At 41.2% G+C, this 12,816-nt stretch carries 10 protein-coding genes; all 10 read right to left on the bottom strand.

Going from position 1 to position 12,816, the window contains the following annotated elements:
• Nucleotides 1–181: 181 nt before the first annotated feature.
• Nucleotides 182–1,357, bottom strand: a complete 1,176-nt coding sequence (locus KF872_10275) for a class I SAM-dependent rRNA methyltransferase (protein MBX2903931.1) — start codon at nucleotides 1,355–1,357, stop codon at nucleotides 182–184.
• A gap of 80 nt (nucleotides 1,358–1,437) precedes the next feature.
• Complete coding sequence (locus tag KF872_10270) at nucleotides 1,438–2,616, bottom strand: beta-ketoacyl-[acyl-carrier-protein] synthase family protein (GenBank protein ID MBX2903930.1); 1,179 nt, start codon at nucleotides 2,614–2,616, stop codon at nucleotides 1,438–1,440.
• Nucleotides 2,613–2,888 carry an acyl carrier protein gene (locus KF872_10265; GenBank protein ID MBX2903929.1) on the bottom strand — a complete coding sequence of 92 codons (276 nt, stop codon included), beginning with the start codon at nucleotides 2,886–2,888 and terminating at the stop codon, nucleotides 2,613–2,615. Before KF872_10265 ends, KF872_10270 begins: the two co-directional genes overlap by 4 nt.
• A gap of 9 nt (nucleotides 2,889–2,897) precedes the next feature.
• Complete coding sequence (locus KF872_10260; protein MBX2903928.1) at nucleotides 2,898–4,187, bottom strand: ABC transporter permease; 1,290 nt, start codon at nucleotides 4,185–4,187, stop codon at nucleotides 2,898–2,900.
• A complete protein-coding gene (locus tag KF872_10255; GenBank protein ID MBX2903927.1) occupies nucleotides 4,187–4,939 on the bottom strand; it encodes an ABC transporter ATP-binding protein in 753 nt (250 codons plus the stop codon). Before KF872_10255 ends, KF872_10260 begins: the two co-directional genes overlap by 1 nt.
• Nucleotides 4,930–5,943 (bottom strand): BtrH N-terminal domain-containing protein, encoded by a 1,014-nt coding sequence (locus tag KF872_10250; GenBank protein ID MBX2903926.1) that lies wholly within the window; start codon nucleotides 5,941–5,943, stop codon nucleotides 4,930–4,932. The genes KF872_10255 and KF872_10250 overlap by 10 nt, the downstream gene beginning before the upstream one ends.
• Nucleotides 5,933–6,340 carry a hypothetical protein gene (locus KF872_10245; protein ID MBX2903925.1) on the bottom strand — a complete coding sequence of 136 codons (408 nt, stop codon included), beginning with the start codon at nucleotides 6,338–6,340 and terminating at the stop codon, nucleotides 5,933–5,935. Before KF872_10245 ends, KF872_10250 begins: the two co-directional genes overlap by 11 nt.
• A gap of 26 nt (nucleotides 6,341–6,366) precedes the next feature.
• A complete protein-coding gene (locus tag KF872_10240; protein ID MBX2903924.1) occupies nucleotides 6,367–7,515 on the bottom strand; it encodes a beta-ketoacyl-ACP synthase III in 1,149 nt (382 codons plus the stop codon).
• Between the two features lie 140 nt (nucleotides 7,516–7,655).
• Complete coding sequence (locus tag KF872_10235) at nucleotides 7,656–9,950, bottom strand: endonuclease (GenBank protein MBX2903923.1); 2,295 nt, start codon at nucleotides 9,948–9,950, stop codon at nucleotides 7,656–7,658.
• A gap of 23 nt (nucleotides 9,951–9,973) precedes the next feature.
• Nucleotides 9,974–12,775 carry a TonB-dependent receptor gene (locus tag KF872_10230; GenBank protein MBX2903922.1) on the bottom strand — a complete coding sequence of 934 codons (2,802 nt, stop codon included), beginning with the start codon at nucleotides 12,773–12,775 and terminating at the stop codon, nucleotides 9,974–9,976.
• Between the last annotated feature and the right edge of the window lie 41 nt (nucleotides 12,776–12,816).

Genomic DNA, 12,816 nt, shown 5'->3' with positions numbered 1-12,816 from the left:
TTTTGCGTCAAGCCGTTGCTGCGCTTATGTTTCAAGCCAAAAAAACCATTAAAAGAATACCCACTTCGCTCAAAGAGAAGCGCAAAGATATATTAAGACAACATATTTCCAAATTTCACTTTATTTCTTACCGTAAGCCGCCAATTTCCTTTAAGAAGAAAAAATTTACTAGCAAGCACTGTTATTCTACAGCTAAAACTAATCCCTTTAAGTATTCGCCTTCGGGGTGAAATATATTTACGGGATGGTCTGCCGGCTGTGTGAGGCGATGGATAATTTTTGCTTTTCGCCCTGTTTCTATGGAAGCTGCGGTAACGGCACCTTCAAACATTTCTTGGTTCACGGCTTGTGAGCACGAAAATGTAAATATAAAACCTTGCTTTTTTACCTTTTGCAAAGCAGCTGCATTGAGTCTTTTGTATGCTTGAATAGCTTGGTGGCGTGCACCGTGATTTTTGGCAAAAGCTGGCGGATCGAGTACTATAATATCGTAAAAATCTGCCTGAGTTTGCTTGTGAATAAAATCGAACACATCGGTAGTAAAAGATTCGTGGCGCTTGCAGCCGTTTAACTCCATATTTTCGTTGGTAAGCTGAATAGCTCTAACAGAACTATCTACAGAATGAACTAGGGCTGCACCCGCCTTGGCTGCATATACCGAAAAACCGCCTGTATAGCAGAATGTATTCAGCACTTTTTTGTTTTCGGCATACCTTGCCAACAATCTGCGGTTTTCGCGCTGGTCTAAAAAGAAACCGGTTTTTTGCCCCGTTGGGAGTTCTACCTTAAAGCGAAGTTTATATTCATTTATCTCGGTGGCAAGGCTATTGCCTTCGAGCAAGCCATCGGTAGCTTCTTTATGTTTAAGTGCCGCATCGCTCTTAGAATATACATTTTCTATTATGCCTTTTGAATGCCTGCGCAACAAGGCTGCAATAAGTGCGCGGTGCTGAAACATGCCTTTACTATGCGCCTGTAGCACGGCTGTATTGCCATAAATATCTACAATCAACCCTGGCAATTCATCGCCTTCGCCATGTATTAAACGAAAAGCGTTGGTAACATCATTTTGCCACAAACCTATTTGCTTGCGCAGAGCAATGGCTGCTTCAATCTTTTGTGCAAATATTTTCTCTATATTTTTCTCTGCTGCGAACGAAAAAATACGCACGGCAATACTGCCTTTGGCATAATGCCCCAGCCCTAAAAAATTTCCTTTTTCATCGGCTACTTCTACTACATCGCCATCGTTTGGATTGCCTGCAATATTCTTAATAGCTCCGGAAAATACCCAAGGGTGAAATCTACGAACTGCTTCGGTTTTGTTTTGGTGTAATGTAACTTTCAAACTATTCAACTTTAAATTATTTCATATTGTTTGATACGAGGCGAAATACTGATAAGGTGCGGCTCAATTATTTTTCAAACCTACGTGAATTACTTTGAAAAAACCAATGAGCTGCAATTGCCGCCAAAGCCAAACGAATTAGACATTACATGGCTTACCGATGCTTTGGTGTATTGCAGTACAGGAACAAGCCTTGTGGCTGGAATTGGCGTTTTAAAATGCAAACTGGCATAGATTTCTTGATACTTGATGCTCAGCAAACAAATAACGGCTTCTATGGCTCCTGCTGCTCCAAGCGTGTGTCCTATATTGGATTTTGCCGAAGCAAATGGTGGCACATTGGCAAATACGCGCAACATGGCGCTGCTTTCGGCTTCATCATTATTTTCGGTACCCGTGCCATGTGTATTTACAAAATCTATTTGTACAGGCTCCAATTGTGCAACTGCCAATGCTTTTTGCATGGCAAGGAATGGACCTTCGCCTTCATCGGAAAGCGATGAAGGATGAAAAGCATCGTTGGTATTTGCCCAGCCCGACACTTGTGCGTATATTTCTTTCCCCTTGCAGTTTTCTTCTTTCTCCAATACTAAATAAGCGGCACCTTCACCTAAATTAAGGCCATTGCGCTCGGCATCGAAAGGGCGGCAAACTTCTGCGGAAAGGATATTGAGCGAATTAAAACCATTGATGGTAAACTTTGCAAGGCTCTCGGCTCCACCCACCACCACGCGCTCTGCCAAGCCGTGTTGCAACAACCGTGCGCCATACATAATAGCATTAGCAGAAGAAGAACATGCCGTATTGAACGTATTGGTAATACCTTTTATTCCATATTTATTTTGAATAAAAAGTGCTACCGAACCTAAGTCGTAGGCGTTCAGATAATCGGAACCAACCTCGTTGAAATTCGCATCTTGATAAAGTGTATCTGAAGCACACATACCGCCCACAGTAGTTCCATTTATGAATGCTGCCGTTTGAAGTTCGGCAGTTGAAAGTTGTGCATCTTTCACAGCTTGCTCAAAGGCTTCTAATGCCAGCAGTGTTGTTCTGGTAATACCCAATTGGCTAATTCCATGCTTTTGAGCCAAGGCTGCATTGCTCCATTTTACTTCGCCAAAGGGCAATTTACTGGCATAAAGCGATGGCGTAAATTCCATAGAGCCTAATGCGCATTTCCCTTGCTGTAATGCAGTTCTATTTTCGTGCAGCGAATTGCCTAGTGGAGATATTATTCCAATGCCTGTAACTACTATTTTGCTCATTGCTGAACAGTTCCTGCGCGGTGATTTTCAATATAATCGGCTATGGTATTTACATCTACCAAAATTTTTCTTCCCTCTTTGGGGTTTTCTATTTTAATACCGTATTCGCGCTCCAACATCACCACTAATTCAATAGAGTCAATAGAATCTAAACCAAGCCCGGTACCGAATAGCGGCATATCATCTCCAATTTCATCGGGAGAAATAGATAAATAATTCAGGTACTTGATAATCTTTACTTTTAAGTCGCTTTTTAATTCTTCTTTTGTCATACGGCTCGGTTAAACAAAGTTTTGGCTTTTCAGTTTCACCCACGAAACTAATTGCATTGCAATAATGAAGAAAAGTAGCGGAATAATACTCATTAGAACACTTTTTACGCCTCCACCTTGTAAAAACATTACATAATAGGCTTCTATACACCAATGCAATGGCGACATTTTCATTACCATTTGTAATGCCTCCGGCATGGCAAAAGCAGGAACAATTACACCGCCAATGGCAGCTAAAATTACCACAGACACCGCACCAAAGCCAATTGCCTGCTCCATAGTTTTGGCAAAAACGCCTACCAGCAAACCATAACTTACCGCGCTCCAGCCGCAGAAAAATGTTACTACAATCAATCCAATCTTATTGGTAGGAAAATTTAAAGCCGGCAAGCCAAGATGTGGGAATATGCCATAACCGATTGAAAAAATTACCAGCGCCTGCAACATGGTTACTAAAACAAATGTAATTTGCTTTGCCAGCAGCAACCAAGCGTAATTGGTAGGTAAGGTTTTTAGGCGAATAAAACTGCCACTTACTTTTTCTTTTACAATATTGGTACTAAGTGTTACTACAATAAAAAACATGGCGAAAATGGTCCATGCCGGCACATTGTGTTGCGAAGTATTGGGAATAGCGCGACTGCCATCTTTTGCTACAGGAAATTGAACGACATTGGATTTTGAAGCAAGAATTTGCTGCTCTAATGAATCGGGTAATTTTTTATTGCTCAACTGCTTGTAAAGCGCCTGCAACACTTGCCTATTTTCCGTAAACTGCTGTGCACTTTGTAATGCGCCTATTACCGATAGCCTAAAACTTTCTTCCATTACGGGATTATACACCATTTCTAAAGTAGTGGAGGTTACAGCCGCTGCAGCAGGCATGCTATCTGACGCAGCAGCCGTTGCCATGCCAAGCGATTGCAATGCTTGATGTGTAATGCGATTTGCCTTAGTGGCAATATGCTCCGAAAATCCCTGAGGTATCACTACAGCCACCATAGCATCGCTATCGTACATACTTTTAGAAACTACGGCAATTACAGAATCGGTATAGTTAATTTTAAACATGCCGATTTTTTGCAATGCTTCCACAAACTGCATACTCACTTCTGCCCTATCGGCATTTACTAACAGCAATGGAACTTTGTTTTCGTTCACTAACTTGAAAGAACTGTTTTGAATGCTAGAAATAACCACTACCAACAGAATGGGCATGGCAAACATTACTGCCAAACCTGCCTTATCTCTAAACAGGATTTTTAAATCTTTATTTATGGCTGCCAGTAATTTTTGCATCAGTTATCTCTAAAGTTTCTTCCTGTAAGCGATAAAAACAAGGCCTCTAAATTATCTTTACCGCTACTGTTCAACAATTCTTGTACCGTACCTTGAGCCATGATACTGCCATTATCCATCAATGCAATTTGCGTACAAAGTTGCTCCGCTTCGCTCAGCAAATGCGAAGTATAAACCAATGTGGTTCCTGATGTATTCAACTCATGCAAAAAACTCAGTATGGCATGACGCGATTGCACATCAACTGCCGATGTAGGCTCATCTAAAAAGAGAATTTCGGGAGCATGAATTACTCCTATGGCAAGATTCAAGCGGCTCTTCATGCCACCAGAAAATTTTGAAACCAATTTATTTCTTGCCTCCCAAAGCCCCATTTTATGGAGCAACAATGTTCCTTTCTCTTTAATTTCTTTTGTGCCCATGCCGCTCCACGCACCAAAAAACAACAAGTTTTCCATTGCCGTTAATTCTGCATACAAAGAATGTGCTTGCGGCACTAAGCCAAACACCGACTTTGCTTTCATTGGCTGAGCCGCCATATCTACCTGCTTAATATATACACTGCCTGCATTGGGCTGCAACACTCCGGTAAGCAAACTCATGAGCGTGGTTTTTCCTGCTCCGTTTGGACCTAGCAATCCAAAACGCTCACCTTGAGCAATGTTTAAATTGAAGTTTTGAAACAGCGCACTGCTCTCTACATCGTAACCAAAAGAAAGATTAGCAACCTTAATTGCGGGCACTACCTCCATGTTGCTTTCAATAGTTGTTTAAATGCCCTATGTTCCTTATCGGCAATTTCCATAAGCATATCGCTTACTATTTTAAAATCTGCCTGCTCTGTATTTCTACCTCGGTAAATACCTGCGGCTTGTACTGCGGCATTGCGCCATAAATCGCCCACCTCAGAGAACTTTGTTGAGGCTTCCGGCAAAACAGGATTGGCAATATACCTATGTGCCTGCTGTAAAAAAGCAGCATATACAAACCTAAATCCTCCGCCACCTGTGCCAATTTCTTCTTGCATGCGCACCAACTGAGCCAAATATGCACCGGCTGTTTTTACGCCCAACTTATTGCGCCATTTCAACACCTGCTTTGCAGTAAAGCGAATGCCATTGGTACCTAAAATTGGCACGGGTGTTTCGGTCATAAACCATGCGGCATGCTTTATACCTTTTACGATGGCTTTCTCTATTACGGCATTGTTTACTTCTTTCTTTTCTTTCGGAAAGTAAATATGCCCGTTGGGAGCAAGCGCACCTTTGGCAAACCGCACGCGCTCTAAATCATAACTACTTAGTGTGGTAACGGTTTCCATAATGGGATCGCTCACTAAATAAGTATCGCCTTCTTTTCCGTAAACCACCAAATTATGAGCATTGAAATGAAAACGATATTCTTTAGGAAAATAGGTGAGAAAATATACTCCTACCTGACAGCCCACCGGCTGGTTTTCGCTTAACTTACTATCTAAAAATTGTTGCGCTTTTTCTTTAGAACTAAAAGTTTTATGAATCATTTTAATACCCAGCCCATTACAAGTTCTACGAAAAATAGTGCCAGGTGCAGTTCTAAACGAAATGGCGGGACCATTGCTTATTTTCATAAACGGTATATGGATATAGAAAATACCGCCTCCTATACCAAACGCCAATGGTTCTGTAATTTGCTGTACACCTGCATGCTGCAGCAAGTTGGTGGTAACACCGTTTTCGCAGTGAGCCGATTGTATATGTTTGAAATCAATTTTCACTTACCTCGCATTTTTTTAATTGCTCTACTGTAACGCCAAATACTTCGGCATACTTTTGAAGTTTTGCTTGGCTTAGCTTTTCAAATACCGATGGCTTTAAATGACGTTTAATTGTCCAACGCCAAAAACCTGTGTAATCCGACAGAATAGATAACTCCATTAAGTTAAGCTCCATAAAAAATAAAATTGGGCTGGCTACTCCGTTGGCTACCTGCTGCTTGGCATAGGCAATTCTATCGGCTGCTTCTTGCCACGAAATTCCTAAAGCATCGGCCTTTATTTGCCAACCGCGGCTAAGCTGTGCAGTATATTCTCCTTTATCGTTTACGGCATACAGCACTTCTTTTGTAAACTTATCTAAAGGACTGGGGTCTTGTGGAATTTCGGTATTCTTCATAAAACAAAACTATGTGGCAGTTATATTCAACAAACTGTGAGTAACGCGTACACATAAGAGAAACGAGAGCTTTCCGGCACCATGAGCAATATCTTCTGCCCTACTTCCAGCTTTCCACTTTTTACCAATTCATCAATCATAATATACACAGAGCCTGCACCTACATTGCCAACTTCGGTAAGGTTAGAGAACCATTTTTCTTGTGGAATTCCCATTCCATTTTCTTCGAGTTTGGCGGCAATTTTACTTCTAAAAAATTCGCTTGAAAGGTGCGGCAAAAAGTAATCTATATCATTTACCGATAAGTTCTTTTTATCGCAGATGGCGCGGAGCTTATCGTAACCTAATTCTACAATGTACTTATCTAATAGTTTCACATCTTGCTTCATGCTTAGCACGGAGTGTGCAGCAATTTCTTCGGGTGAAAAATCCATGTAGCTTTTCAGTGTACCATCGGGCAATTTATCGCAGCCTTGATACATACAAGTTTCTATCTTATGTGCATACGAAGCGCTTTCTATCCACTCAATTTTTAGACTTATACCTGCCGTACTTTTTTGGTTAGAAAGTAGAAATGCACCTGCGCCATCGGAGAGCATCCAGCGCAAAAAATCTTTTTCAAAAGCAATATATGGATTGGTTTCTAAAGCTGCCAAGTGCTTGGCTTCTTCTTCAAAACCGGTAGCACGCAAAACGCCCGAAGTGCGTTCAGAACCGGTGGCTACGGCTACGTTTGCTTCACCTGTTTTTACAGTTAGGTAAGCAAATTTTAGAGCGTGCATTCCCGAGCAGCAATTTCCTGAAGGTGAAACTACTTCAACAGCGCCTGTTTCGGGTAAGCAACCATGCACCATAATACCGTGCGATGGCATAATTTGGTCGGGCGAAGATGTGCCGCACGCCAACACTTGTATTTGCCCGAGTGCCGCATTGCTATTGGCAAACAATTCACGTACAGCCAATGCTGCCATTTCAGCATTGGTATGTGTGGTTTTGCCCCCTTTTTCTAATGCATAATATCGTTGCTTAATGCCATTATTCCGCAACACAATTCTACGCGAGCGCGATGGCTTTCCATTTATACATCCAAGGTACTCTTCTATTTCATCGTTAGAAACCGGATGGTTGGGCAAAAAGCGTGCTGTTTGTATAATGTAAACCTCGTTGAAACTCATGTTCGTTAATTACCAAATCTAAGTCGTGTATGTAATACAAACCTCAAAAATAAGAATAGATGCCATAGTTAAGTACATAAAAAAAGCCGCTTTGTGATGAATTTCAACAAAACGGCTTTTAGAAAGCTATTTACTAGCGTCTACTTTTGAATTTGAATTTTCTTTTGGATAGTGCCATTTCCTGAAACTTTCAAAATATAGTTACCTGTTGCAAAATTGGCAACGCTGAAATTGAAATTGCTAACGCCTGCAGCTAATTCTTTTTCTGCTGAATATACTACCTTACCTACCATATCTACCAATTGCACTGTTGCTGTTTGTGCTTGCTGAGCCAACATGGTTACATTCAATAGGCTGGTTGCCGGGCTTGGATACACTTCTACTTGAGCAAATGGAGCAACCTCCTTTACCGAAGTAGTATAACACTGCCCTGTGCCTGCGGCATTGTAAGTCATATTTTTAAAATTGATATAGCAAACCCAATCAGGATTATCAATAAACGGATTGCGGTTACCTTGCAAATCGAATACAAATTCGTTTCTGGCAATTTCCTCTGCACTTGGCGGATCGGCTTGGCTCCATTGTTTCAACAGTGCTTCGTCTTGCACCAGATACAATTGCAAATCAGGATTAGGTGCCACACCCGGTACTATCAACGAGTCCCACTGCCAAGCATTGGTTACCGGTTGCAAGCCTGAAGATGCAGAAGCTCTATTGGGCAATTTTTGATAACAAGTACTCATATAAAAAATTGACCTTGCCACATCACCTTTAATTTCATCGCGTGGCTGAAATACTTTGCGATTGGTAGCATCTTTTCCCAATTTAGATTCAAAGTAAGTTGAAGTTACCGTTGTTACATCTCCAAAACCGAAGTTACTTCTTGGGTCGTTTACTTTAGTTTGGTTTGCTAAGTGTAAATTGTGATAATCTGAATAACCATATCTTTCAGAATGCCCTGCCTTACCAAAAGTAGGCATCCAGCTGGAAGCAAATGTGTGTTCACGCGCCATATCTAAACCTGTAAAATCAAACGGCTCGGTGTATTGAACCAATTCATTGCTGTATTCACAGTTTACAGCTTTTTTACCATCGGCTGTATCGCGTGCATAAAACCCATCAATCATGGTGGCCTTGTAGCTGCTGTAAAACTGGAGCGTTCTATTATTGATTAAAGTGCCCAAATCTGAAACAAAAGTTGAGGCAGAACTATTTATGGCAGTGTAATATGAACCCGGAGCTCCATTGCCGCTGGCTTGCGAAGCTACCAATGGCGACAATTGTTTATAGTTGATATAATTACCATTTCCATTGAATGAGAACACAGCAAAATGATAAGTTAAACCTGCTCTAACTTCTTTTACATTAAAATTGGCAGCATTGCCAACATAAAAAACTTTTGAAGCGCCAACACCTTCGCCTAAGGTATAAACCGTTCCATCAACCGGAGTTTCTGTAACAGCACTACCGAGCTTACGCAATACCAAATAACCATCGGCATTATTGCCTGCAACCGTTGCTTTGAAACCATACGATTTTACGTTTGAAAACGTTAATGCTGTAGGATTTTGTGACGGCTCTGTAGCATAATCGCCACCAATACCATTCAAGTTTATTTCATACGGATTTTCATCAGCATCATTGTTATTAAATGAAAGTTTAGCAACGCGCGTTCCGGCAATAGATGGGTTAAATGTAAAATTTACTTCTCCACTATCTTTAGGTGCAATAGAAGAAGGATAGCTTCCTAAAAGAAAATCGGCACTTGCAGCACCGGTGATGGCAGCATTAGATAAAGTAAGCGTAGAATCGCTTCCAAGATTATATACCTTTAGCTTAAGCCCTGCCGGAGTACTTACCGGTGAACTAAACCAAACTGTGCTACCGAGTGGAGCCGCAGCACCTTTAAACTTAGCATCAATTTCTTGTGCAGCACCCGCCACAGGCAGTTCGACAGAAATATCATCGAGCGCAACGTTTCCCGTACCTTTGGTAGCAAAAAACAAACGAATAAAACGTGCTTGAGATGAAGGTGTATCTACAGCATTTACAAATGGATTGCTCAGCACAGGCAAGGTGGTGTAAATGCGCATATCTGTCCATGCAGTACCATCTACCGACCACTGCGACTTAAATGTACCACTCCATGAACCACTACCAACAGAACCCTTTATATTGTATTTTACCAATCCCGGAGCATCGTTGATATTGATTAAAATATATTCACCCGTAAAATCTAATCTGGCAGATGAAGGAGCGCTGGTGTATAATTCCTGCGAGGTATAATTGAGATTACCCGGAGTGCCCGTTTGCACTTGGCTCCAACCTGTAGGCGGAGTACCGGAACAATCCCAACTTGTAGGCACCGATGCCACTTGGGCAAGTGCTGCCGCAGATATTGCAGCGCCAAAAAGTAACAATGAAAGTTTACGCATGTAGATGTATTAAATATTAAATTTTAAAAATTATCTGTTTTATGTTTTAGCTCTTTATTAAAGTTTATCCAACTAATTTCTACCCCCACATTCCAACGAAATCCTTGCCCATAAAACACCGATGCACTTCTGGCATCAAACTGCTGAAAATTAGAATTGGTACCCAATGCATTATTGTTGGTAGCATCTTGAATATAATAACCGTTGGTAATATTAAAGAAGTTTGTTCTAACCGTAAAAATTAGCTTCTTTTTTAACTGATAAGTATAACCCGCAGAAACGTCTAAGTAATAATAGCCGGGAAGTTTCCACGAATCTCTTCCGGCATTGGTGCCTGAAAGCGTTTGAGGATTAAAATCTGCATAAAATTTATCGAAATAAGTGATACGCGGTTTAATATAAAGTCCCTTTAATGGTTCTATGCGCACAGCGCCACCTACTTGCATTTGCGCCACTCCGCCCACATGCACTCCTTTAGGATTAAAAGACAAATTGGCTACCGTTCCGCTTTCGAACTGCCATTGAAAATCTACTTTAGAGTTCCAAATCCAATCGCCATAAGAAAGCAATCCTTCTATGCTTACCATTTTGTGTGGTTTCACCGTAAAGTCTAATTCCACCCCTGTGTGCCGTGCCATAATGCCCGGCACATACACCAACTCTCTTATATCCGGATCGCTAGGATCTTGAAATGTGGTGGTATAAGGCTTATTCAGCCATTCTGTATAGTATCCATTTAAGTTAATGGCAAGCCAACGTGAGCGAAAAAGATACCCAACTTCTACCGATATAATTTCTTCGTTCTTAATATTTTTAGAAATCTTTAAACCATTTAATGGCATTACGAAATTATAGAACGGTGCTTTGTATAAATAGCCTAAATTGGCAAACACATTGTTTCTTTCATCTAGGTTAATGCTCAATCCCGATTTAACGGTAGCACTTGGCAACACTATTAAATCGCTTTTAGAATACACTGCTTCCGGTGAATTATTATAGTACCATTTTCCTTGATACTGAATACTGTCGTAATAACCTAATTTTTGCTCTGCAACAATTTTGCCGTCTATTTTCAAACTCTTCTTAGCAAAGCGATCTTCTTTTTGGTAAAACGATGCCGAACCGGAAACATTCAAAAAAGCCGACAGTACTTTATTGCTCCATTCTATTTGCGCAAAACCGCCACCCCAGTTTACTCTACCATAATCGTATCTATCTACTTTTCCACCTTCTTTTAAAGTATCTCTTCTGGTGGCATTTTGATTGGCGTTGGTAGGTACAATAAAATATTGCCCTCCCAACAAATCATATACTTCGCGATAATGCTCGCCTATGTAACTTCTTACATCTACTCCTCCCGACAATTCAAAATTACTATTGAATTTGTACGAAGCAGTGAGCAAGCCTCCGAACCAATAATGATTATTTACCGAGCGCCTGATATAGATATTACTCTGCCCTGTTTTGTTTCTAGCATTGCCATCGTAAGCTTGCTGCAATCGCAACTGCCCAGTACTATCGGCAGTAATATTGGTACTCGGCACTATATTGGTACCGCCCCCCATTCCAATAGAGGCATAGGCCGTAGCCGAAAGAAAGAATTTTTGATTTGGCTGGTAAGAATAACGCAGCAACAACTGCGGCTTATGGTAAATATTTTGCGATGTATTGTACTTGTCTATTTCACCGGAAGATATAGTGTCTATAATTTGTCCGGAATCATCGCGTACAAATGTTCTTCTATCTAAGTAACCCCAAGTTGGGTTAAAGCGGTATCCTTTGTTTATATCTCTGTAAAAACGTACTGCGCTATCTACCGGCACACCCAATTCTCGTGCTGCCGATGAATCGTAAGTAAGTATTGCCTGCTGGCTAAAGCGCTGCCCGTGCTGCTGCGGAGAACCAAACACGCTTAAACTGAGCAGATGTTTGCCCTCTTTAAACATCTTTTCAATTTTTGCATAGTAAAAACCTGCTTGTACATCGTTACCCGTAACCCAGCCATTGCCTTGCTTGTAAGAACCTGCAAGCGAAATTCCCCAGCCGCCTTTCAGCCTGCCGGAATTAAACATAAGCGAAGTTCTATAAAACTGATTATTTGCAAATTCTTGCTTTACCGAAAGTTCGCTTCTATCGCGAATACCATTAGTAAGTATGTTGATAGTGCCGCCTACCGAAGGTAACGCCAACTTAGAAGCTCCCAAACCGCGCTGCACCTGCATGCTTCTGGTTACGGCATCTAAACCAAACCAGTTACTCCAATACACTTCTCCATTTTCCATATCGTTGATGGGAATACCATCAAACATTACAGCCACATTATTTTGGCTGAAACCACGAATAGAAATAGTGGCATCGCCATCGCCACCACCTTTATTGGTAGCATACACACCCGGTGTGCTATTGAGTGCCAGCGCTATATCGCGAGAGCCTAAATCTTCCTGAATGGTTTTTGCTTCTACTTTGGTAAAAGCTACAGGCGTTTTTCTATCTACTGCGGCATCGGCAACTATAAGCACTTCCTTTAGTTCTGCCGGTTTCAATGCCATATTTACATGCACTACGGGTTTATTGGCTACTACCTTTTCGGTAATAGCTTCGTAACCTGAGTAAGATACACGCACCGAATAATTTCCGTATGGAACATCTATAGAAAAGTTGCCATCTAAATCGGTAGTGGTACCAACGCCTTCCTTAAAAAGTACATTGGCTTGTATTAAGCCTTCGCTGGTGGTACCATCGGTAATTTTACCAATAATTTTTGCAGTTTGGGCATGCACTGCGGCTACGGCTATGCCTAACAGAAATAAGAAAAGATGTTTCAAAGGAATTGTTTAGTAACAGAAATAAATAAGCGGCAAAAAGT

The sequence above is a fragment of the Chitinophagales bacterium genome, assembly GCA_019638515.1.
Lineage (GTDB): Bacteria > Bacteroidota > Bacteroidia > Chitinophagales > LD1 > UBA7692.
Note: the sequence above shows the minus strand (reverse complement) of the source record. Positions and strands in the feature narration are given on the sequence as shown.